Source organism: Paenibacillus sp. HGH0039 (genome assembly GCF_000411255.1).
Taxonomy (GTDB): Bacteria; Bacillota; Bacilli; order Paenibacillales; family NBRC-103111; genus Paenibacillus_F.
In genome coordinates this window covers 2,814,574-2,840,445 of the sequence record NZ_KE150413.1, presented here as the reverse complement: position 1 = coordinate 2,840,445, position 25,872 = coordinate 2,814,574, and the positions used below count along the sequence as shown (strand labels likewise).

General features: G+C 58.9%; 6 protein-coding genes. All 6 read left to right on the top strand.

Annotated elements, in window-relative coordinates; translation table 11 throughout:
• Positions 1 to 481: 481 nt before the first annotated feature.
• The 6 genes from panD to HMPREF1207_RS27150 all read left to right on the top strand — a co-directional run bounded on the left by panD (position 482) and on the right by HMPREF1207_RS27150 (position 25,872).
• Positions 482 to 865, top strand: coding sequence for an aspartate 1-decarboxylase (gene panD / locus HMPREF1207_RS27175; protein WP_009674847.1), 384 nt, complete (start codon positions 482 to 484; stop codon positions 863 to 865).
• Positions 866 to 893: 28 nt separating this feature from the next.
• Complete coding sequence (locus HMPREF1207_RS27170; RefSeq protein WP_009674825.1) at positions 894 to 13,046, top strand: non-ribosomal peptide synthetase; 12,153 nt, start codon at positions 894 to 896, stop codon at positions 13,044 to 13,046.
• A gap of 68 nt (positions 13,047 to 13,114) precedes the next feature.
• A complete protein-coding gene (locus HMPREF1207_RS27165; RefSeq protein ID WP_009674848.1) occupies positions 13,115 to 13,987 on the top strand; it encodes a CPBP family intramembrane glutamic endopeptidase in 873 nt (290 codons plus the stop codon).
• Positions 13,988 to 13,991: 4 nt separating this feature from the next.
• Complete coding sequence (locus HMPREF1207_RS27160) at positions 13,992 to 14,801, top strand: CPBP family intramembrane glutamic endopeptidase (protein ID WP_009674830.1); 810 nt, start codon at positions 13,992 to 13,994, stop codon at positions 14,799 to 14,801.
• Positions 14,798 to 15,601 carry a CPBP family intramembrane glutamic endopeptidase gene (locus HMPREF1207_RS27155; protein ID WP_009674850.1) on the top strand — a complete coding sequence of 268 codons (804 nt, stop codon included), beginning with the start codon at positions 14,798 to 14,800 and terminating at the stop codon, positions 15,599 to 15,601. Before HMPREF1207_RS27160 ends, HMPREF1207_RS27155 begins: the two co-directional genes overlap by 4 nt.
• 14 nt (positions 15,602 to 15,615) lie before the next feature.
• Positions 15,616 to 25,872, top strand: coding sequence for a non-ribosomal peptide synthetase (locus HMPREF1207_RS27150; RefSeq protein ID WP_009674840.1), 10,257 nt, complete (start codon positions 15,616 to 15,618; stop codon positions 25,870 to 25,872).

The following is a 25,872-nucleotide window of genomic DNA, read 5'->3' as shown; positions in this document are numbered from 1 at the left end:
TTTCCCCTTCGCAGCACTGAACCGTCTGTATGATGAGCTGCTGCGATGTACAAGCCACGTTTTTCGTTTCTAGTGTCAGAATTTTCAATCAACTAGAACCCGCACAATAGCGTAACCTGCCTTATTAGAATGACCTCGTCCAAAGCATGAGCTTACCCAATCAACAAGATCCCACACAAAAGTATCGCTTGCCAGTCAACATGACTCCTCGCTATCGCACGAAATTCCCCATTCAGTTTTCCCACACATAAGCATGAACTTGCGTACTCCGTATGACAGCCACATCGGCACCCGTATGCCGCAGATTTTCTTTTTGATAACGGCTTGATTGCTCCGGCTTGTTCTTTTCGTTGAGACAGAGAAACCATGTAAGTTTGTTTGTGCTCTGAATTTCCGTAAAAGAAGAGTTGGACAATCATGTTCGTTATAAAAATTAGCACGTTTTAATTTTTCCAAACCACTCCATGAGGAGAGTGTATTCATGTTTAGAGAGATGCATAAGTCCAAAATTCACCGGGCTGTCGTGACAGAGGCCAATTTGAATTACGTAGGAAGCATAACCATCGCTCAGGATATTTTGGATGCATCGAACATCCTGGAGAACGAGAAAGTGCAAGTTGTCAATATAAATAACGGAGCCAGGCTGGAGACGTATGTCATTACCGGTCCAAGAGGCTCGGGTATGGTTTGCTTGAACGGCGCCGCTGCCAGACTGGTGCAGCCGGGCGACCGCGTCATTATTATTTCTTACGCGATGATGGAGGAGTCGGTAGCCCGCACGTATCGTCCGCATGTCGTCATTATGGACGAGCATAATCGCATCGTAACGGAGGATTATCAAGAACTGCATTCCACAACGGTGTGATAAAAGACAGAACGGAGGGCTGCCGACTATGAGAACCATCCGTAATTTGTCCGGCGTATTGCTGGCGCGCAAGGAAAACGATGCTGGAATTTTATTTTGCGAAAGAGGTGGGGAGCATTACTTGTCGTACGGCCAATTACTTGCATCGGCCGGAAGGACGCTCCATCTGCTGCGCGAGCGGGGCCTTGGGCCAGGCAACTTTGCCGTCATGCAGACAGAAGATAACGAACGGTTTATCCTTCTGTTCTGGGCTTGTGTGCTCGGCGGCATTGTCCCCGTACCTGTGACGGCGGCGCGTACGGACGAAGGACGCAAAAAGCTGATCCAGGTATGCAAGCAGTTGGAAGCGCCTACATTGCTCTGCGATGAAGAACTGTGGCCGGGAATTCAAGGCTATGCTTTGAAACACGGGGAGGCGGAGGCGCTGGCCCAGCTCCAGTCCGGTAGTGTGCCGATTGCGGAAGTGCTTGCGGCGGCTGCGGATGCCGGCCGTCCCGAAGCTGAGCCGTATGACGCAGCCGAGACGGACACCGCATTCATCCAGTTTACATCGGGCTCTACCGGAGACCCGAAGGGAGTCGTGCTGACTCACGGCAATCTTCTGTCGAACATGCGCGCCATTATCCATGGGGCGCAATCGACGGAGCGGGACTCTTCGCTAAGCTGGCTGCCGCTGACGCATGATATGGGGCTCATCGGCTTTCATCTCACGCCGCTGTTTTGCGGCATGAATCAGTTGCATTTGCCGACCTCGACGTTTGTGCTTCATCCGATGAAGTGGCTGGAACTTACGCACAAGCATCGGGTGACATGCCTCTCTTCGCCGAATTTCGGTTATGTGCATTTTCTGCAGCATTGGAAGCCGGAAGGAGCGGCGGCATGGGATTTGTCTTGCGTCAGGCTGATTTTTAACGGGGCCGAACCGATATCGGCCGCCCATTGCCGCGATTTTCTGGAGGCGATGAAGCCGTATGGGTTAAAGGGAAATTGCATTTTCCCGGTATACGGGCTTGCGGAAGCGAGTCTGGCCGTGACGTTCCCGGGGACGGAAGATCACCTGAATACCGTTAAACTTGAGCGCCAATCGCTCACTATCGGACAGCCTATACAAATAGCCGCCCACGTGGATCATACGGCGATCGAGATCGTCGAGCTGGGTTTCCCCGTACAAGAGTGCGAGGTGCGCATTTGCGACGAAGCGGGAAACCCTTCGGCAGCAGGCAGCGTAGGCTTGATTCATATTAAAGGCCGCAACGTTACACGCGGCTACTATAAGCGGCCCGATGTAAACAAGCAAACGATTTCCCCGGACGGCTGGCTGAATACGGGAGATTTGGGTTTCTTGCTGGAAGGGCGTTTATATGTGACCGGCCGCATGAAGGACGTCATTTTCGTCAACGGGCAAAATGTGTATCCGCATGACCTGGAGGCCTTGATCAGCGGCCTGAAAGGGGCCGAAATCGGGAAAACGGCGATTGCCGCCGTTCAGGATGCGACGACCAAACGGGATGCGATCGCAGTTTTTATTCAGCATCGCGGCAAAGCCGGCGGATTTGTACCGCTGATAGCCGAGGTGAAAAAGCTGCTGAACGGATCGGCCGGTCTGGACGTTGCTTTTGTTGTCCCCGTTCGGCGAATTCCGAAAACGACCTCCGGCAAAATTCAACGCTACGTATTGGCGGAAGCGCTGCGCGAAGGCGAGTTTGCCGAAGTGCTTGCCGAGCTGACGGAGCTGGAAGCGGCGGCCGCGCCTGTGCGGTGTGATGCGGAAGGCGGCGATGCCTTGCGCGGGGATGTCGGCTTGAAGCCGGCCACGGAGACGGAAGAGCGGATCATGTCCATCTGGCGCGAGGTATTGAAAAAGGATTACATAGGCCGGAAGGACGGCTTTCTCGAGCAAGGAGGCAATTCGCTCAAGGCGGCTTATGCCGCCGCCAGGCTGCAAGAGACGTTTGGCGTCGAGCTTACGCTTACCGAGCTGTTTTTGCATGATACGGTAAGTTCGCTGGCCGCTTTGCTGGAGCAAAAGGCGCTAGAGGGCGAAGGAACTGCCGCCGTCGTTGCGCCGCCTGTGGCCAAAGCGGAGGATCGGACGGTTTATCCGGCGACCTCGGCGCAAAAACGGCTGTTCATTTTGGAAGAGCTGAATCCGGGGCTGCTCAACTACCATCTGCCTTTTACGGCCCAGGTGAAGGGCCCGCTCGATATCGAACGATTCCGTGCGGCGTGGCGGGCACTGATAGAGCGGCATCCGGCGCTGCGGACGTCCTTTTATAGGGAAGAAGACAATGTGATGCAGCGCATCGAGCAGGAGGTTGAGCCGTCGCTTGCCGTCGTTGACGGAAGCGGCTGGACGGCGGCGGAGCTGGCGCTGCGGCAGCATAGCTTCCTGCAGCCGTTTCGTCTGGAGCAAGCGCCGCTGCTGCGCCTGGAGCTTGTGCGTCTGGAGCACGAGTCAAGTGTGCTGCTGCTGGATATGCATCATATCATTACGGACGGAACGTCGATGGGTATTTTGATGTCCGATCTTACGAGGTTTTACGAGGGGAACGCGCCGGAGCCGTTGTCCATTCATGGCGGGGATATGGCGCTGTGGGAGGAAGCGGGCAGAGACGGCGGCTGGCTGGAGCGCCAGAAGCTTTATTGGCGCGAAATCTTCCGGGATGGTGTGCCGTCTCCGTCGCTTCCGTCCCCCCGTCCAAGGCCGCAGACGCCAAGCTATCGCGGGGCTATTGAGCGCTTCGAGCTGGAGCCGGAGCTTACCGGATCGCTGCGGGCGTTGGCTAGACGCGAGGGCGTGACGTTATACACCGTCCTGCTTTCGATTTATTATGCGCTGCTTTCGAAATATACGGGCGAATCCGACATCGTTGTCGGCACGGCAGCCGCGAGACGGGTGCGGCCGGAGATGCAAAGCGTAGTCGGGATGTTCGTCAACATGGTTCCGATCCGCCTGCGCGGGCAAAGCGGTTTGCGCTTCGATCAATGGCTGAAGCAGGTCCATGGGGAGGCGCTGGCGGCTATCGGCAACGGGGATGTGCCTTATGAAGAAATAGCCGAGCTGGCGAATGTGAAACGTGAATACGGGCGGAATCCGCTGTTCGATTCGGTGTTTACGCTGCAAAATATGGAGCTGCCCGAATGGCGGAGCAAGGATGTCGTTTATACGCCCCAAGCGATGGACAGCGGCTCGGCCAAGTTCGACCTGACTTGGGAGTGCGCGGATACCGGCGCAGGCATCGCATTTACGCTGGAGTATGCGCTGGATTTGTACGATGAGTGGGCCGCCGCGCAATTGGCCCGGCATTATGTAGCGCTGGCCCGGGCAGTAGCCACGCAGCCGCATGCGGCGCTTGGCGAGCTTGATCCCGTCGATGCAGAGGAGCGGGAACGGCTGCTCCGGCTTTGCCGTTCATCTGCCACGCCTCCGCAGGAGCTGTCGCTGCACAGGCTGTTTGAACGGCAAGCGGTGGAGACACCGCAGCAGATTGCCGTTGAAATGGGCGAGCGGGCGTATACCTACAGCGAGCTGAACGAACGTGCCAACCGGTTCGCGCGCGCGCTTGCGCGGCGCGGCGTCGCGCCGGGGGCGAAGGTGGCGCTGCTGCTCTTGCGCTCGCCCGATATGATTGTGGCGATATTGGCTGTGCTGAAAGCGGGGGCCGTCTATGTGCCGATCGACCCGCAATATCCCGAAGAGCGGATTTTGTTTATGCTGCAGGATACGGAAACGCAGGCGATCGTGACTGCGGCTGCAACGATGGAGATGGGCACCCGGCTTGCCGGAGACAGAACAGATGTCATCGACATGGATGAACTCGATACGGGATGGGCCAGCGAGTACGGCCATGATCTGGACATCGACGGCTCGGCGGACGATCTCGCTTATATCATGTACACGTCCGGCTCTACGGGCAAGCCGAAAGGGATTATGACCTCGCATCGCAATGTGTCCCGGATTGCCGTCCAGACCGATTATGTAAGCATTTCGAAAAACGATGCGCTGTTGCAGCTTTCCAACTACGCCTTTGACGGTTCAACGTTCGATTTGTACGGAGCGCTGTTGAATGGCGCGAAGCTGACGCTGGTCAGCGAAGAAGAGGTTGCCGACGTTGTGCGGCTGACCGAGCTGATTGAGGACAGAGGCATTACCATATTCTTTGTGACGACGGCGCTGTTCAACACGCTGGTCGATCATGGGCTGGAGTCGCTGCGCGGCCTGCGCCATATTTTATTTGGCGGAGAGCGGGCTTCCGTGCCGCATATCCGCAAAGCGCTCCGCGCGCTTGGACCGGGCGTGCTGCTGCATGTCTACGGTCCTACGGAAACGACGGTGTTCGCTACCTGCTATCCGATCACGGAGACATGGGACGGACAAGGAACGGCCACCCTACCGATCGGCACGCCGATCGCGCGTTCGGAAACGCTGGTGCTGAATGAGCAGGGCCGATTGCAGCCCGACTGGGTGCCGGGCGAGCTGTGGATTGCGGGCGAAGGTGTCGCATCCGGCTATGTGAATTTGCCGGAACAGACGGCTTCGAAGTTTAGGCCGCATCCATTCCGGGAAGGCGAAACTGTGTACGGGACCGGCGACCTGGTGCGCCGCCTGCCTGACGGGAATTTGGAGTTTCTGGACCGGATCGACAGCCAGGTCAAGCTGCGGGGTTACCGGATTGAATTGGGCGAAATCGAAAGCAGGCTGCTGGATTGCGCGGGCGTCAAGGAAGCGTTTGTGGCGCTGATCGAGAATGACGGCGCGCCGTATTTATGCGCTTATATCGTTGCGGAGCAAACCGAAGGGCGGGCAAGCGTTCGGAGCCAACTGACTGGCAAGCTGCCGGCATTTATGATTCCCGCCGCGTTTGTGCAGTTAGAGAAACTGCCGCTAAACGCTAACGGCAAGGTGGACAAAAAACGTCTGCCTGCGCCGGAGCGCGCAATCTCTTATGAAGCGCCCGCCACAGAAACGGAGATCATCGTCGCAAGATTGTGGCAAGAAGTACTTCATGCGGAGCAAGTTGGCGCGCTTGACCATTTCTTTGAGCATGGCGGCCATTCCCTGAAGGCGGCCGCATTGACCTCGGCAATCTACAAGCAGTGCCGGGTGCGTATGCCGCTTCAGGAAATTTTCAAACTGCCGACGGTCAGAGAGCAAGCATCCTGGATTGACAGGGCTGCCAAGGAAGCGTACGAACCTGTTGCGGACGCGCCGAAAGCCGCATCCTATCCGCTCAGCCCGCCGCAGCGGCGCATGTTTTTGGCGGAAAGCATGGCTGATATCGGACTAACCTACCATATTCCGCTTGCGCTTAAACTGTCGGGCGCGGTGGGTGAGACCAGAATCGAACCGGCGCTTCGGAAGTTGATCGAACGGCATGAGCCGCTGCGGACCTCCTATCATTGGATCGACGGCGTTCCGGCCCAGATCGTGCACGATTCGGCCGCCTTTGTTCTGCAAACGGCGGAGCTCGCGGAGACGGCGCTTCCGGAATGCTTGAGCGAGTTTTTCCGGCCGCTCGAGCTTGCCGCAGCGCCGCTGCTCGCCGCATGTTATTGCCGGCCCGAATCGGAGGGAGCGGAGGCCTATCTCCTGCTCAACATCCACCATATCGCGGCGGACGGTATATCCGTCAAGCTGCTCTTGGAGGAGTTGACCGCTTTGATCGACGGCGCGGAACTTGCGCCTTTGGCTCTGCATTACAAGGATTATGCCGTTTGGCAGGAGCGACAGTCCGGCTCGGAGCGGGCCAGGGCAAGCCGAGCGTTTTGGACGGAGCAGCTTGCAGAGCCGCCGGCGCCCCTCGATATGCCGCTGGATTGGCTGCGCGGCGACCGTCAGACATTTGCGGGCGATACGTATACCTTCCACATTCCGGCGGCGCTCGCGGCACGGCTGAAAGAGACGGCCGCAAGCGCCGGAGCGAGCATGAACAGCCTGCTTTTTGCGGCTTACGCGCTGTTGCTAAAGGGAACGACGCATCAGTCGGAATTTGCAATCGGTTCATTGGCGGCAGGCCGGACGCATCCGGACACGGCCCGGATGATCGGCATGTTCAACCAGTTTCTGCCTATTCGGATGCGGGTGGCGGACGAGCTGCCGATCCTGGCGTTTGTCGGTGAGACACATGGGCGTCTGCTTGCCGCATACGAGCATGGCGATGTCAGCTTCGAGCAGATGATGGAAGCGGCTCGGTATCCGCATGACCCGTCGCGCAACCCGCTGTTCGATACGATGCTGATCGTTCACAACCAGTTTGAAGACGAGAAGCTGGCGGCGCGCGGCGACGGCTGGAGCATGGAGCCTTTGCCCGTCAGCCACGGAACATCCAAGCTGGACTTCAAGCTCGATCTGTACAGCGATGGCGAAGGCGGTCTGCGGGCGGAGCTGGAGTACAATACGGGATTGTTCCATAAAGACACGATGGAGCGATTGGCAGCGCGGCTGCTTTACATTTTGGAGCAAACGGCCGCCAGCCCCGACCTGATCTGTGGCGACGTCGCCATGGCGACGCCTGCCGAAGAAGCCGCCTTTGCGGCATGGAATGATACGGGACATTCGTACCCGGCGGAGAAGACGATTCACGGATGGTTCGCGGAGTCCGCCCGGCGGTGGCCGAATCGGACGGCGGTGCGGTCGGCCGAAGGCTCGCTGACGTACGGGGAGCTGAATGACCGCGCCGAACGCATGGCTGCCGTGCTAAGAGGCAAGGGGGTTGCGGTCGAAACGATTGTGCCGATTGCCGCTCAGCGCTCGTTGTCCATGATGATTGCGATCATGGCGGTGCTCAAGGCGGGAGGGGCCTATTTGCCGATCGACCCGGAACATCCGCCCGAGCGGATCCGCGGCATTCTGGAGGATAGCGGGGCTAAGCTGCTTCTGACGGGGGCCAAGTGGATTCATACGCTCCCGGCCTTCCTGGGAGAAACGCTCGATCTGGACGCGCTTGCGGCTGCCGCCGCATCGGAGCTGCCCAAGGGCGAAGAAGAAACGGACCTGACGCCTCAAGCGGGCCCCGAGCATTTGGCGTATGTCATTTATACGTCAGGCTCCACCGGCAAACCCAAAGGCGTTATGGTGGAGCACCGCGCGGCGATCAACCGGCTGAACTGGATGCAGACGGCTTATCCGCTGAATGAGCGCGACGTTATTTTACAAAAAACGCCGATTACGTTCGACGTGTCGGTCTGGGAGCTGTTCTGGTGGAGCTTTGCCGGCGCTTCGCTTTATTTGCTGGAGCCCAGCGGGGAGAAGGAGCCGTCGGTCATGCTGCGCGCGATTGAAGAGCAGGCGGTTACGGTTATGCATTTTGTGCCGTCCATGCTGGGCGTCTTTTTGCCCTATGCGGCGGACAGCGGCAGAGGCGGCGAGCTTTGTTCCCTGCGATACGTATTTGCGAGCGGCGAAGCGCTCAAGCCCGCGCATGTCGCAGGTTTTTACAGCCTGATGGAGCGCGGCGGCGGTAGGTGTCGGCTCATTAATCTGTACGGCCCGACGGAAGCGACGGTCGATGTCAGCTATTACGATTGCCCCGACGCTGGGGCGGGTACGATTCCGATCGGCAAGCCAATCCATAACATCCGGCTCTATATTGTGGACGAGCGGATGAGACCGCAGCCGATCGGCGTGTCCGGCGAGCTGTGCATCGCGGGCGCCGGTCTTGCGCGCGGATATCGCAACAGGCCGGATTTGACGGAGCAAAGCTTTGTTCCGAATCCGTTTGCCGCAGGAGAGAAGCTGTACCGTACCGGCGATCGCGCAAGGTGGCTGCCGGACGGCAATATTGAATATTTGGGACGCTTTGACCATCAGGTCAAGCTTCGCGGTCTCCGCATCGAATGCGGCGAGATCGAGCACGCGCTGCTCTTGCAGGCGGAAGTTCGCGATGCCGTGGTGACGGCGGTGACGGACCATGCGGGAGAGCCGGCGCTTTGCGCATATCTCGTGACGGTGGATGGAGAGACGCCGGAGGAAGCGAGCCTTCGGGCCGTACTTAAGGAATTCCTGCCGGAGTATATGATTCCTTCGTATTTTGTTGCTATGGGAGCGTTTCCGCTGAGTCCGAGCGGCAAAGCCGACCGCAGCCGCCTGCCGCAGCCCCGGTTCGCTGAACCGGCGGCTTGCGGCGAGGCTCCGGCTACGCCGACGGAGCAGCGGCTGGCCGAGCTTTGGCGGGAGGTACTCGGCCTGGCCTCCAGCGAGCCGAACGACCCGGCGGCGATCGGAAGAGAAGCCCATTTCTTCCAATTGGGCGGCCATTCCTTGCGCGCCGCGCAGCTTGCGGGCTTGATCGAGCAGCGTTATGGAGCGGCGTTTGCGATGAAGGATGTGTTCGACGTTCCCCTGCTGCGGGAAATGGCGGCCCGCATCGACAACGCGGCCCCCAAGCGGGCCACGGTTATTGCCCGGGCGGAAAGCCGGCCGTTCTACCCGTTGTCGCTCGCGCAGAACAGACTGTTTGTGCTGCAGCAGCTTTATCCGGGCAGCACGGCCTACAATCTTCCGCTCGCTCTGAACCTGACGGGCAAGCTTGATCAGGACAGGCTTCGCGAGGCGATTCAAAGGCTGATTGACCGCCATGAACCGCTGCGCACCAGCTTTGACTGGGCAGACGGTAAGCCGGTACAGCGTGTCCATGAGCGGGTTTCGTTTGAACTCGCCGAGCATGCCTTGATGGATGCGGCGGACTTGAATACATTTGCGCGCGCGGTCGTCCGCCCGTTCGATTTGCGAAAGGCTCCGTTAATTCGGGCGTTTCTCGCAACGGACGGCGAAAATCGGCATACGCTGCTGCTGGACATTCACCACATCGTCGCCGACGGCGTGTCCATGAATGTGATGGCGCGCGATTTCGAAGAGCTGTATCGCGGCGGCTCCTTGCAGCCGCTGCCCGTTCACTATAAGGATGCCGCCGTTTGGCAGCAGGAGTGGATGGCTTCGGAGGCGAGAGAGCAGCAAGAGCAATATTGGACGTTCCGGCTAGCGGGTACGCTTCCTGTGCTGCAACTGCCGACCGATTATCCGCGTCCGCCTGAACAAAGCTTCGAAGGCGCCAAGCTAGCGCTGCCGATTCCGGCGGAGCTTGCCGAGGGGATCGGAGCGGCGGCGGAGCAATGGGGCGTTACGCCGTTCCATATCTGGCTTGCCGCCTACCATACGTTATTGCATCTGATGACGGGGCAAGACGATCTTATTGTCGGCACGCCGATCGCCGGCCGCTTCCATCCCGCAACCGAGTCTCTGGTCGGCATGTTTGTCAATACGCTGCCGATTCGCAGCAGGCCATCCGGCGAACTGCCGTTCAGAGCGTTCGCCGAGCAGCTCAAAGAAACTGCGCTTGCGGCGCTGGACAACGGCTTGCTCCCGTTTGAGCATATGGTGACGATGCTGGATGTGCCGCGCGACCTGAGCCGCAATCCGCTGTTTGACACGATGTTTGTCATGCAGCATATGGAAGCCGGACAGGCGGCGGCGGACGCCTTGCAATTCGAGGCGCAAGTGCCGGACAATCGCGTATCGAAGCTGGACTTGACGTTTGAGATTGCGGATCAGGGTGCAAAAGGCGCAGCCTTGACGATCGAATATGCGACGGCGTTGTTTAAAGAAGACAGCATACACAGAATGGCGGAATGGTATTTCCGTATTGTCGGCCTTGCACTGGCTGAACCGGAACGGCCGCTTGGAGGGATCGGGCTGCAGGGCGCCGCGGCAGCGGAGAAGCAGTGCGAAGCGTTCAATCGCACGGCCGCGCCGTATGCAAGCGGCGATACGGTAGAGGTTTACCTCGAAAGACATGCGGCCGAAACGCCGCAAGCCGTTGCGGTTGCGGCGGAGGACGGAGCATTGACGTATGCGGAATTGAACCGCAGGTCGAACCGGCTGGCGCAGGCGCTCAGAAAGCAAGGCGTCAAGCGCGAGGAACGCGTGGCCGTCGTGATGGATCGCAGCCTGGAGATGATGATTGCAATGTTTGGCGTGCTGAAGGCGGGCGGAGCTTATGTGCCTGTTGCGCCGGGCTTGCCGCCGGAGCGAATCCGCTACATGCTGGACAATTCCGGAGCCAAGCTTGTCTTGACAAAGGGCAAAGCCCCGGAAGGGCTGGAGACGTTCCTGCCATTTATGGACGTTCATGAGGCGCTGGCGCAGGAGCGGGACGACTTCCCTATGGAGAAGCTGCATGATTCACGTTCGCTTGCTTATGTGCTGTATACTTCGGGATCGACCGGACAGCCGAAAGGGGTCATGATCGAGCATCGTTCCGTCGTCAACCGGATCGGCTGGATGCAGAAGCAATACGGACTGGACGCAAGCGGAGTCATTATGCAGAAAACGCCTATTACCTTCGACGTATCGGTCTGGGAGCTGTTCTGGTGGAGCTTTGCGGGAGCCAAACTGGTCCTGCTGCCTCCGGGCGGCGAAAAGGACCCCGCGCTTATGATGGATACGATAGCGCGGCATGGCGTAACGACGATGCATTTTGTGCCGTCCATGCTGCACCTGTTCCTTGAGTATCCCGGCTTGCTGCGCGGCGAGGCCAGGCTGGAGAGCCTGAGTCATGTGTTCGCCAGCGGCGAAGCGCTGACTGCGGATCAGGTGCGGCGGTTCCGCGAGCGGATTGGAGTTCCGTTCGATGCCAGGCTTGTGAACTTGTACGGCCCGACCGAGGCGACGGTTGACGTTTCCTATTACGATTGCTCTGACGGCGATATTCCGATCCAGGTGCCGATTGGTAAGCCGATCGACAACATCTCGCTTTATATCGTGAGCGAAGCGATGAAGCTCCAGCCCGTCGGCATCGCCGGGGAACTGTGCATATCCGGCGCGGGTCTGGCGCGGGGTTATATCGGCCGGCCCGATTTGACGGCAGAAAAATTCGTCGATAATCCGTTTGCGGCGGGCAGTCTGATGTATCGGACAGGAGACCTTGCCAGATGGCTGCCTGACGGAACGATCGAATATTTGGGCCGAATCGACCATCAAGTAAAAATAAGGGGCCAGCGCATCGAATGCGGGGAAATCGAGCATGTGCTGCTCGGTCATCCGGCGGTTTCAGAAGCGGTGGTCATGAAGCGGGACGCCGCAAGCGGAAGCGAATATTTATGCGCGTACATCGTTTGCTCCGAACCTGCGGACCATCAGGAACTGCGGGATTTTGCAGCGCTGCGCCTGCCGGATTATATGGTTCCGCAGGCCGTGGTGGAACTTCCAGCCATGCCCCTGTCTCCAAACGGCAAAATCGACCGGAAGGCGCTGCCGGAGCCGGAGCCTGCGGCGGATAGCGGCACTCCGTTTGTCGAAGCGGCAAGCGATATCGAACTGGCGATTGCCGCCGTATGGCGCGAAATCCTGCAAAGGAACGACTTCGGCATCCATCATCGTTTCTTCGATGTTGGGGGAGAATCGCTACTGCTGGTGCAGGCGCATCAACGGCTGGAGGAGTTGTATCCCGGCGCTCTCGGCGTAACGGATTTGTTCACCTATCCGACGATCGCATCGCTTGCGGCTTATCTGGAGTCTAGAAATCGCGAGCTCGCGATTTGGTGCTGGAGCGGTCTGCCTGTGGCAGACGACTGCGTCAGCAGCGGTTATGCCGCGGAGCGTATCGGCAGCGTTCAGTTCCAACTGGACCGGGCGGTTGCGGAAGGGCTTGCGGAACTTGCGGCATCCCGCTCGGTGACCGTTGAAGCCGTGGCTTATGCCGTATATCTGTACTTCTGGCGCGGCGAGTCCGGCATGGGCCGGCTTGTGCTTCCGGCAATGTCGCACAACGGGCTGATTGCCCCGAAGGAAATCGACTTTGCGGAGGTGCGCGAATTCGATACGCTGCTGCGGCATGCCGCCAAGCGGACGAGCGCGGGAGAATGTTATACCGCGCGGCAAATCAGAAAGCAGCCGCAAGCCGAAGCCGGATTTGCCTTGTTCCCGTTATTTGCGGGAGCAGCGCAGCACGGGTTCAAGGATCGGGAGGCGCTATTGGAACAATTCGATGTTGTGCTGTATATGGATGGCGCTGCCGCACCAAGCGAGGCAGAGGGACCAAAGCTTGGCGGGGTATGGACATACAACGCCCGGCGCCTCGGCAAGGAGGCGGTGCTGGATTGGGCTTCCGCTTATCTGGAGCTGCTGTCGAGCGTGGTCGAACAATATCGCGCCGCATCAGGCAGCGCCGTCTCGGGGGCGTAGCATGGGGCAAGCCCTGGTTGTGCCTGACCCTGAGAATACATCTGACGAAGGAAGAAAGGAGCTTTCCTGTGAAAAAAGTGTTGACCATGATAGGGAATATCGCGCTTTATCTCGGGGTCTTTTATGCGCTGCTCTATCTGCTTCGCTCAACTTACAATTACGAAGTGACGCTGTCCTTCGCCAAGTTTCTGGATCGGAACCCGGCCATGTTTATGGTCGTCCTGTTCACGCTGATTACGCTTGTGTACATGCTCATTTTTCGTATCAAAGGATGGATCTGGCCCCATGCGGAAAAAAATCTGTTCCGCGCGTCGGGCTTCAAACGGCTGAGCGCCTCGCGCGTCTTGCTGATGATTGGCCTGGGTCTTGCCGGAAGCTTGTTCAGCATCGGCCTTATCGTCATTGACGATATTGCGCGGCAATTTCCGTCCATTCCCGCGCTGGTCGACGATCTGATCAGGGGGGATTCGATCTGGTACGTCATACTGGGCGCCGGTTTGATCGGCCCGGCCTTTGAAGAAATATTGTTCAGGGGCCTCATTTTCAGCGAGCTGCGCAGGGTTATGCCGGTATATGCGGCCTTGTTGCTGCAAGCCGCGGCTTACGCCTACTTTCAGCCGAGCGCGGCGCTTTCGGTTATCAGCATCGGTTCGGGCCTGATTTACGGGTCGCTGTATTTACGCACCGGGTCGCTGTGGGCGCCTATTCTGGTACAGAATACGGCCATGGGCACAATCTTTCTATTTAAATATATCGGGTTCTACGAATGGTTTGACAAGTTGGACGATGTTTCGCTGTATATCATTACAGCGCTCTGTCTGGCTGCGTTGATTGGAGGTTCCGTCTATGTTTGGCGGACCTCCGGCAACGGCGGCATCGGCGCACGCGCCGGTCAAGCGCTGACGGCTGACGCGCCGTCGGCAGCACATAAGGGGGTCTGACCGCATGAAGGCGTGGGGAATGATGCTGGCTCGCGTGGCCGTTGTTATCGGCCTGTATTTTGCATGGTTTTTTACCGCAACGACATTATTTTTCGATTATGTATACCCGAAAAGCACGTGGTTTGAACAGAACACGGTAACCGTCATTATTTTGAACGATATGGTGGGTTTGCCGCTCATGCTGCTGGCCTGGAGGTTTATATTCAAAGAAAATCTGTTTAAAGCGGCCCAATTCCGCGTGATGGGCGGAAAATCGGTGGCAATCGCTTTATGGATCGGACTTGGAGCCGGCCTGTTTACGGTCGCTTTCTCCCGGCTTCCCGCCATAGCATCGGACAAATACCGGTTTCATGAATTGTTTGATTATCTGAACCGAGCGGAATGGTATGTATTTCTGGTTTTTCTGCTTCTCGGAAATATTTACAAAGAGACGTTGTTCAGAGGCATTCTGATGAATGAGTTCAGACGAGTGCTCCCCGTTTGGGTCGCAATTGTGATTCAGGGCGTGTTGTACGGGGCGTTGTTCTTTTTGGGAGACATTCCGCTGTCGCTGTACGGCTTTCTCGGCGCGGTTATTTTTGCACTCTTGTATGTCTGGTTTAAATCCATCTGGGCGCCGATTGCCGCGCAAGTCGCCTGTCAGGGCAGCCAATACCTGCTTTGGCATTACGGGCCGGAGACGACGGACGTCACCGTCATGTCCATCGTGATGGCTGTGGCGGCCGCCATAATTGCGGTTGGCATATTCCTTGCGGTCAAGCACCGTTCTTCGGTCTCCGCGCCGCTGTCTTCCAAGGCGGTGAAGTCGGCGTGAAGGGATTGCGAGTAGCGGGAAATACCGTCTTATATTTGGTCATTTATGCGGCGATCGTGATGCTTGTCAATCAAGCGCTCTACAACTGGATCAGCGATCCCGGGCTGAAAGACTGGATCGCCGACAATTCCGGCATTGTGCTGATTGTATCCAATATCATCGTGCTTGCCGTCTATCTTCCGCTGCTGCGTTGGCAAAAAATTTCGCTGAGCGATTTGGGGTTTGTTCCTGCGCGCGGCGGTTCGTTGCTGCTGTCCGCAGGGACGGGTGTCTGGCTCGGCTTGTTTATCGCCGCTTTTACCCGTCTTCCGTGGATAAAAGCGACCTTTCCGGCTATTTCGGATCTGGTCGCTTTTGTCGCCGGCGGCAGCCTGATCATTTTTGTGCTCGGCAGCTTGCTGCTGGGGTCTTTGCTGGAGGAATGGCTGTTCAGAGGAATGCTGTTCCATACGCTGCGTCAACGTCTTTCGGTTCCGTGGACGGTTCTGCTCCAGGCCGTATTGTTCGGCGCGGTATTTATGAATGTGACGATTGGCGCATTTGCGGCGCTGGGCGCGATCGTATACGGCGCCGTCCGCGCCGGCTCGCGTTCGCTTTGGGGGTCGCTTGCGGCCCATGTGTGCAGCACAGGCACCTTGTATATCGTGCTGCAATGGGCGGGCGATTGGCAGTCCGGTACACTTGGATTATTAGCCCTGGTCAGCGGACTCGGCATCGCGGCGCATGTGTTGCTGCTGCTGCGCGGGAGCGGCGGAAGGGCGGAAAAAGGACAGGCCGTCAGCGATTCCATTACTAACTAGGAGGGAAGGGCGCCATGTTTCAATTGGATTTGCTGGATACCAAAAAAGACACATCCGGGCGGAAGGGGCGGAGCGGAGGCTCCGTCTCCAATGTTTCCCTCAAGGATATTGCGATTGTCGGGATATCCGCCAAGCTGCCGCGCGCGGAATCGCACGAAGCCTTCTGGGAGCTTCTGCGGAGCGGCAAGGACCTGGTAGGCGGGTTTCCGGATTCCCGCAAGGAGGAATTGAAGCCGTATTTGCGCCGCATGGAGGCGCAATACGGCTCCGTTTCCTTTTTTGACGGGGCGTATATCGAAGATATTTCAGGTTTTGACTATTCTTTTTTCCGGCTTTCGCCCAAGGAAGCCTCGCTGATGAGTCCGGCGCAGCGCCTGTTCCTGCAGACGGCCTGGGGCGCGCTTGAGAATGCGGGGTACGGAGGAGATGCGCTGCATGGTTCGCGCACCGGCGTCTTTATCGGCTATAACGGGGACGCGCTCCATGATTACAAGCGAATCATAGAAGCGCTGGACCCGGACGCCTTGTCCATGGCGGCGCCCGGCAATCTGAGCTCCATGATACCGAGCCGGATTTCGTATTTGCTTAATTTGCGCGGACCGGCGATCAGCGTGGACACCGCCTGCTCCTCCTCGCTGGTAGCAGTCCATCTGGCATGCCAATCGATCCGCAGCGGCGAATGCGAGGCGGCGATTGCCGGCAGCGTCAAAATTAACGTACTGCCGCTGGATACCGGCATACGGCTTGGCATCGAGTCAAGCGACAACCGGGCCAGAACGTTCGACGACTCCGCGGACGGCACGGGCATCGGCGACGGCGTGATTGCGCTGCTGCTGAAGCCGCTGTCCCGCGCGCAGGAGGACGGCGACCCTATTTATGCCGTCATCAAAGGCAGCGCGATGAATCAGGACGGCAGCTCGGTCGGCATTACCGCCCCGAACGCCCTCGCGCAGGAGGACGTCATTGCGCGCGCCTGGCAGGATGCGGACATCGATCCCGAAACGGTGACGTATATGGAGGCGCACGGCACGGGAACCTCGCTGGGGGACCCGATCGAAATCGACGGGCTGACGCGCGCCTTCCGGAGATATACCGATAAACGGCAATTTTGCGCCATCGGCTCGCTGAAAACAAATATCGGCCATCTCGACCATGCCGCCGGCATTGCTGGGCTGCTCAAGGGGATCCTGTCGCTTGTCCACAAGCAGCTTCCGCCAACGCTTCATTACCGCTCGCCGAACCGCAACATTTCGTTCGTGGATTCGCCCGTTTATGTCAATGACGAATTGACGCCATGGGAGACGGACGGCGAAGCAAGAAGATGCGGAGTAAGCGCGTTCGGCATGAGCGGGACCAATTGCCATGTTGTGCTGGAGGAGGCTCCCGACGGATTGCCATCGGGTCGGTTGGACAGAGCGGAGCTGTTCTGCTTGTCCGCGCACAGCATGACGGCGCTGGAGCGGCTCGTGCTGCTGATGCGGGACTGGGCTCTGCAGCATCGCGGCGATGAGAGCCGCAGCCTGGCCGACCTTTGCTACACCTTGGCCGTCGGTCGGGGAGCCCATCGGTATCGCCTGGCGATTGCGGTAAGCGGCTGGGAAGAGCTTATCCAGACCTTGCATGCCGCAGCCGAAAGAGATCTTACCGGCCTTGCTCTGCCGAACGTCCGTTTCGGGGCGGCCGATTCGGCTGCGGCCGGGAATATGCGGCAGCAGCCCGTTCCAAACGAACGGGAAATGGACGCGATGGAGCTGGGCCAACGTTACGTGGGCGGATACGAGATCGACTGGAAGGCGATCTACCTAGGACAACGCCGAAAGCGGCTGCCGCTTCCGACGTATCCGTTCGATTCTCACCGTTGCTGGGTGGAGGAGGCGCGCGCCGGAGCGGCGCTTCATACACCATTTGCGGCCTGGAACGGATATTCGGTCGGTGGAGATATTCCCGAAGAGCTTGGGCAAGAAATGAACGAAACGTTTGCCAGATGGCAAGCCGCGCTGGAGCGGAGCGGCGGGATGACGAGTCAGCGCCGCCGCGGCGTTGCGTTAACCGGGGAGCGCTCCGGCCTGGAATGGGAGCAGCATGTCGCAGATGTCTGGGGAGACCTGCTCGGTTATGACGAATTGCCTTCGGATGCCGGTTTTTACGAGCTGGGTGGAGATTCCATTATTGCGCTCAAAATTGTAAACCGGCTCAGCGAGCTTGCGGGCGTCCGCATTCAGGCGGCGGATTTGCTGGGGCATGCGGATTTGCCTTCGTTCACGGCGCTCATCGAGCGGCGGCTCAGGGAGAGCGGCGCGGCGACAGCGCAAAGAACGAACGCTGGGCACGATGGACAAGGAGCGGACGTCGGGAACGGCGGGCACGAGGCGAACGGCGGTTATGACGGGCAAGCGGCGTCCGGCGGCCGTGACGAAGCAGGAGGGTCAGGCGGGCATGTCGGGCCGTTGACCGGCCAAGCGTCCGACTCTTTGTCCGGCGATACGCTGGAGCCGATTCCAAAGGCGGCCCCGCAAGAGCATTATCCGGTTTCATCGCCGCAGAAACGCATGTATTTGCAGCAGCAGGCGATGCCGGATGATCGCAGCTACAATCTGCCCGAATTGTTGCACTTGGAAGGAGCTATTGATGCAGACCGGCTGGAGGCCGTCCTGCAAGCCATCGTGGAGCGTCACGAGACGCTTCGCACCACCTTCCACGTCATCGACGGAGAGATCAGGCAGCGCATTCACGCCGCCATTCCTTTCCGCCTGATTCGCATGGAGGCCGATGAAGCGGAGGCGGACGGTGTGCTGCAAAGCTTGTTCCGGCCGTTCAGGCTCGATACGGCTCCGCTGCTCCGCGCAGCCTTGCTGACGCTGGGGCCGAAGAGACACGTGCTGTTTCTTGATATGCATCATATAGCATCCGACGGCATGTCGGCGGGCATTCTTTTGTCCGACCTGATGACTTTATATCTGGGCGGTTCGTTGCCGCCGCTGCCGCTGCAATACAAAGATTATGCGGTATGGCAGGAGAGCAGGCCGCTCTCCGGGAATGCCGAACGGTATTGGCGCGAGCAATGCCGGGGGGACTGGCCGCTGCTTTCGCTTCCGACCGATGCCCCGCGTCCGCCCGTCAAAGGAAATCACGGCGAAACGTTCGACGTGTACGTCGAGGCGGGTTTGACGGCGGCTGTGCGCAGCCTCGCGGCCGAATCGGGCGCGACTCCGTTTATGGTGCTGCTATCGGCGTATTACACTTTCCTCGCCCACTATACAGGGGCCGAGGACATTGCCGTCGGCACGCCGATTGCGGGAAGGGACAGGCGCGAGCTGGAAGCGATCGCGGGCATGTTCACCGGCACGCTGGCGCTGCGCGCTTATCCGCGCGCGGACAAGCCGTTCAGAGCCTTTTTGTCCGAAGTGAAAGAGATGGCGACCGGGGCTTACGCTCACGCCGATTATCCATTCGAGGAAATCGCGCAATGGATGGACAGAAGGGACGCCAGCCGGAGTCCGTTGTTTGACACGATGTTCATCATGCAAAACCTGGGTATTCCAAACGTTTCGTCTGCGGGATTGTCGTATCGCCACCAGCGCTTTGAGCATGGCACGGCCAAATACGATTTGATGATTCAGGCTGTGGAGAATGGGGCGGAATTGCGGCTTGTCGTGGAATATAATGCCGATTTGTTTCGCCGCTCGACAGCCGAGCGGTTCATGCGGCATTATGTGCAGCTGCTGCGCAGCGTGACGCTCCGTCCCGACGCCACGCTCGGCGAAGCGGAGATGCTGACGGAGGAGGAGCGCCTGCACATGCTGGCGCTGGGGAGACGCGAAGCGGACTTTCCGCCGCCGCGCTGTCTGCATCATTGCTTCAAGGAACAGGCGAAGGCCGTTCCGGGCCTCCCGGCTGTATCTTGCGGCGGTGAATCCATGACCTATCGGGAGCTGGATCGCCGCACCGATGCGCTGGCGCGAACCTTGCGCGCCAAAGGTGTGGGACGCGGCAGCGTCGTCGGCATTATGGCGGAGCGCTCCATCCCTATGCTAACCGCTATGCTCGCCGTTATGAAAGCCGGAGGCGCTTATATGCCTATAGATCCGCATTATCCGGGGGAGCGCATCCGCTATATGCTGGAGGACAGCGGGGCGGAGCTGGTATTCGCGGACGGCGCGCGTTCCGGAGCCGGGGCCGTCGTGCCAGCCTCCTTGCAGGTGCTGGACATTGCGGATGAGACGATGTTCTCCGGCGGAGACGATGCCGCCGCCGCATGGCCGCAGGACGCCGCCGATCCGATGTATGTCATCTATACCTCCGGTTCTACGGGGCAGCCGAAGGGCGTCATTGTGCCGCACCGCAGCTTTTACAATTTCGGACATTCGCTCCGGACGTTTTTCGATGGGCAATACGATGAGAGAGACAGATGCCTCAGCCTGACCAATATTTCGTTTGACGTCAGCGTAGCGGAGCTGTTTATGCCGCTTATGTTCGGGGCGTGCACGGTGCTTTACCCGGAGCCGAAATTGCTTGATCCGCGGCGAATTGCCGAAGTGATTACGGAAGAGCGGATTACATTCGCTTATTTGCCGCCGTCTTTGCTGAAAGAGGTTGCGCGGCTGCTGGAGCAATCGTCTTCCGCGATTACGCTAGACAAAATGCTCGTTGGGGTAGAGCCGATTAAAGACGAAACGCTGGAGCTGTATACGAAGCTTAATCCCGAGATTCGGATTATTAACGGCTACGGCCCGACGGAGGCGACGGTTTGCTCCAATATGTACGCATACAAGCCGGGCGCTTATCGCGGCGGCTATGTGCCGATTGGCGGGCCGATGCACAATGTCGAAATTTATATATTCGGCTATGGCGGCCAGCTTGCCCCTATCAATGCAGCCGGGGAGCTGTATATTGCCGGCAGCGGCCTTGCCGACGGTTATGTGAACAAGCCGGATATGACAGCCGAGCGCTTTTTGCCGCATCCGTACCGCGAGGGCCGCTTCATGTATCGCACCGGTGATATCGCAAAGTGGCTGCCGGACGGCAACGCGATGTATGTGGACCGGGCCGACCAACAGGTAAAAATCAGAGGTGTGCGGATTGAAATGAACGAGGTTCGCTCGCAATTGATTTCCCTTCCCGAGGTGGAGGATGCGGTTGTGGTCATCCGCGAGCAGGCAAGCGGGGACAAGGAGCTGTGCGCGTATGTGGTCGCTTCGGACAAGCTCCCTTCGCGGGAATGGCGAAGAAAGCTGAAAGACAAGCTGCCGGAGGCGATGATTCCGGCCTATATCGCGGCGATTGACGGGATACCGCTGACGCCGAACGGGAAAGTGGACCGGCGCGCCTTGCCGGAGCCGGAATTGGGGCTTCGGGAGCGGGGAAAGCCGGAGCTGCCGCGAGACGGGATGGAAGAGCGCGTCGCCGCCATTTGGGAAGAAGTGCTGGGCGATACGGCCGGGCCAATCGGCATTCACGACGACTTTTTCGAGCTTGGCGGTCACTCCTTGAAGGCTGCCGTGCTGGCGGGAAAGCTGCAGCAGGCGACGGGCGCCCTGGTTCCGCTCAGCCTGATATTCGAGCTTACCTCCGTTGCCGAAATAGCCGCCTGGCTCAAGGAGCGGGACGGCACCGCTGCGGCGGCCGAGCCGATCCCGAAGGCGGAGCGCCGCGAGTGGTATCCGATGTCGCGCGCCCAGCGCCGCCAATATATGATGCAGATGCTGGCCGGAGACGCCACCATGTATCATGTGCCGTTCGCGCTCCGCTTGCAGGGCAGGCTGGATGTAGCGCGGCTGGAAGACGCGTTTACGGCGCTGATCCGCCGCCACGAAAGCTTGCGGACGACCTTCCATATGACAAAGGACGAGTTCAGGCAAATGGTTCATCCGCCGTATGCGTTCAAGCTGGAGGCGCTGGATTACGCAGCGTTGACCGGAGATGAAGCGCTGCGGGGAGCGCCGCCGGACGGCGCAGAGGTGACGAGGCTGATGGAAGTCTTCCAGCGCCCGTTCCATCTGGACAAGCTGCCGCTGCTGCGGGCGGGGCTGCTTCGGTTGAACGAGGAAGATCATCTGCTGCTGCTGGATGTTCATCACATTATTACGGACGGCGTATCCTCCGGTTTGCTGGTGAATGAGCTGTCGCAGCTGTATGCCGGACAAGCGCTGCCGGAGCTGCACGTGCAATACAGCGATTATGCGGTGTGGCAAGAAGCCGGATTTGCAAATGCCGCTTATGCGGAGCATGAGCGATACTGGATGGAAGTCTTCGAAGGCAAGCTTGCTGTGCTGGAGCTGCCGACGGATCGGCCACGGCCGTCTCTGCCGAGCTATAAGGGCCTCCGCCATTCGTTCCGGCTGGACGCGCGGACAACGGCGGAGGCGCGAAAGCTGGCGCGGGAAGCGAAGACGACGCTGTATACGGTGCTGCTGGGCGCTTTTGCCGCGATGCTGGCCAAATACAGCGGGCAGGCTGAAGTGATTGTGGGCACCCCCACCGCCGGCAGGGATCATGCAGATACGCATGGCATGATCGGCATGTTCGTCAACACGCTGGCGCTGCGGACTAGGCCGGCAAGAGACAAGACCGTACGGGCCTATATGGCGGAGCTGCATAACCATGTCGTAGGGGCGCTTTCACGCCAGACGTATCCTTTCGAGGAGCTGGTCGAAGGGCTGAAGGCAGATAGCGACAGAAGCCGCAATCCTTTGTTTGACGCCATGTTTGTTTTGCAAAATATGGACCGGGCGGTGATGGAAGCAGACGGCCTCGTCTTTAGCGAAATACCGTTCGAGGCGGGGACCAGCAAATTCGACCTGACTCTGGAAGCCGTGGAACGGGAAGCGGAAATCGAGCTTCAACTGGAATACGCGACGGATTTGTTTCATGAGGAAACCGCACGCCGCATGGCGGAAAGCTATATCGTACTCGTGCGGGAGATGTGCAGATCGCAGGGTCGCACGGTCGGCGAGCTTGAGCTGATGAGTGAAAGCGAGCGAGAGCAATTGCTGGCTCTGTTGGCCGGAGGAGGCATGCCGGTACAGGCCGCGAGTAGAGAGGGGAGCAACGGTAGGATGGAAATTCGAGCTGAAAAGGGTTTGACGGACCGGCAAGAAGATGCGGCGGCTTCCACGCAAGCAACGGCGGAATGGACGGGGTTTGTGCAGAAAGTGGAGCGCCAAGCGGCGCGCACGCCGGATGCGGCGGCGATTCAGTTCGGCGCGGAGACGGTGACGTACGCCGAGCTGAACGAACGCGCGAATCGGCTTGCCCATTCCTTGCGGGCGAAGGGTGTGGGGCCCGAGCGCATTGTCGCGCTGATGGCGTCCCGCAGCCCGCTGCTGCTTGTCGGCATTTTGGGTGTTCTGAAAGCCGGAGGCGCATATGTCGCCATTGATCCCGCTTACCCGAAAGAGAGGATCGACTGGATGCTTGAGGATTGCGGCGAAGCGCTTCTGCTGACGGAAAAAGCATACGCTGGAGCCGTAACGAGAGCCGTTGCCGAGTGGTATCTGGACGATCCGGAGCTGTATGCGGCGGACAGAGGCAATCCGGAGTTTGTCCATAAGCCGGACCAATTGGCGTATGTGCTGTATACGTCGGGCTCGACCGGGCGCCCCAAAGGAGTGATGATTGAGCATCGCGGCCTGGCGCATTTCATCAGCGGCTTCCGAAACCGGATTCCGTTTGAGAAGGGCCAGAGCATCCTGGCGATGGCATCGGTATCCTTTGATATTTTTGTCGTTGAAAATCTGCTTCCGCTCACGCTGGGTATGCGGATTGTACTCGCGGGCGAAGAGGAACTGAGCGACGCCGCCTTACTGCAAGGCCTGATTGACGCGCACGGCGTCGATGTGCTGCAAATTACGCCGTCGCGCTTCAAATGGTGGATGAATCAGCGAGGCGAAACGGACGGTTTGCAAAAGCTGCGCATATTGATGATCGGGGCGGAGCCGCTGACGGCCGATGTGCTCGGCAGACTGCGCGCCGCTACCGGAGCCAGATTGTTTAATTTGTACGGTCCGACGGAGACGACGGTTTGGACCTCGATCCGGGAAGTGACCGAAGGCGAGCACATTTCGATCGGCACGCCGATCGAAGGGTCCGTCATGATGGTGCTTGACGAAGGGCTGAAGCTGCAGCCGACAGGCGTGACGGGCGAAATTTGCATCGGCGGGCCGGGCGTCGGGCGCGGGTATCTCAGCCATCCCGAATGGGATGTCGCTTTTGTGCCGAATCCGTACGCGCCGGGCGAACGCATGTATCGCACGGGCGACCTTGGGCGCAGGCTTGAAAATGGGGAGTTTGCCTATGCGGGACGCCGCGATTTCCAGGTGAAAATCAGGGGGCACCGGATTGAAATCGGTGAAATTGAGCAGTTGCTGCTTCGCCATGAGCAGGTGAAGGAAACGGTCGTCACCGCGTTTCAGGAAGAGGATGGGGAATATGCGCTTTGCGCGTATGTCGTCGTGCAGAACGCTGCGGATGCGGAGCCGGACGGCGCCGCGCCATCCGGCCGGTTGACCGGACAGTTGCGCGAATATCTCGGGGACAAACTGCCTTCTTATATGGTTCCGGCCTTCATGGTCGTTCTGGAAGCGATTCCGCTTACGCCAACGGGCAAAATCGACAGAAGGGCGCTGCCAAAGCCGGGACCGGCCGACGCGGGCAAACGCGAGCTTGTTCCGCTGTCGACGGATACCGAGCGCAAGCTGGCGGAGATTTGGAAGGAGCTGCTCGGTATGGATGCGATCAGCGCCAAGGACAGCTTTTTCGATCTGGGTGGCCATTCCCTGAAGGCGGCGGGCATGGTCAGCCGCATTGCGGAACGCTTTGGCATCCAAATGCCGCTGCGCGACATTTTTATGAACCCTACGCTTGAAGGTTTAGCGGCTCATCTGGACACTAGCGGAACCGTGGCGGCCGCGCGCATTCCGAAGCAACCGGAGCGCGAGCATTACCCGATGTCGAGGCCGCAGCGCCGCCAATTTATGATGGGGCTGATCTCGGACGAGGCAACGATGTACCATGTGCCGTTCGCCGTGCATATGCAAGGCAAGCTCGATGTGGAGCGGCTGGAGGAAGCTTTCCTTGCGATAATGCGCCGCCATGAATCGCTCAGAACGACGTTCCATCACGAGGAGGACGAGTTCCGCCAGCGCGTGCATGCGGAGCCGGTATTTACGCTGGAGCGCAATGCCAGGCTGAGAATGGCGGCGGGCAAGCTGCTCGCGGAAGGCGGAGACGAAGGATTATTCGGCGGCATCAGCGCACTGATGGAGCGCTTTATCCGTCCGTTTGATCTCGGCAGTCTCCCGCTGTTCCGGGCCGGATTGATTCCGCTTGGCGAGGAGCGCCATCTGCTGCTGCTGGACTTTCATCATATTATTACCGACGGCGTCTCCGTCAGCGTCCTGCTGCAGGAACTGACCACTTTGTACGGGGGCGGCGAGCTGCCGACGCTGGATATCCAGTACCGGGATTACACGGTATGGCAAGAAGAACAAATCGGCAGCGAGGCCTATATGGGGCACGAGCGCTACTGGCTGGAGGCGTTCGAAGGGGAGCTGCCGACGCTGGATCTCAAGACAGCCTTGTCAAGACCGGAACTGCAAAACTTCGAGGGCAGTCTGATCAACTTCAGACTGGATGAGGAGCTGACGCTCAAGATCAAGGCATTTGCGCGCGAGCGCGGCACGACGCTGTATACGGTGCTGCTCGGGGCTTATTCGATGCTGCTGAGCAAATGGAGCGACGAGGAGGATATCATTATCGGCACGCCGGTAGCAGGCCGCAATCATGCGCAACTGGAAGGGCTGATCGGGATGTTCGTCAATACGGTCGCGATTCGCAGCTTCCCGGAATCGTACCGGACAGTTGGCGACTATTTGTCCGAGCTGCATGAGGATGTGCTGCGGGCACTGGAGCATCAGAATTATCCGTTCGAGGATTTGGTGCAAAAGCTGGGAATCGAACAGGACCGCAGCCGCAATCCGCTGTTCGATACGATGTTTATTTTGCAAAATATCGATCGCGTCGCTTACCGTTCGGGCGGCATTGAATTCGATCCCAAGGAATTCGATCCGGGCGTCAGCAAATTCGATTTGACGCTTGAAGCGGCGGAGCGGGACGGCAGGATCGGCTTTACGCTGGAATATGCGACAAGTCTTTTCCGCGAAGAGAACGCCTGGGCGCTGGCGGATGATTATACGGCGATCCTACATGCGCTAGTCGAAGACGGAGCAAAGAAAAAAATCAGTGCTGTGCTTGCGGCAAGCAAGCTTGCTTGA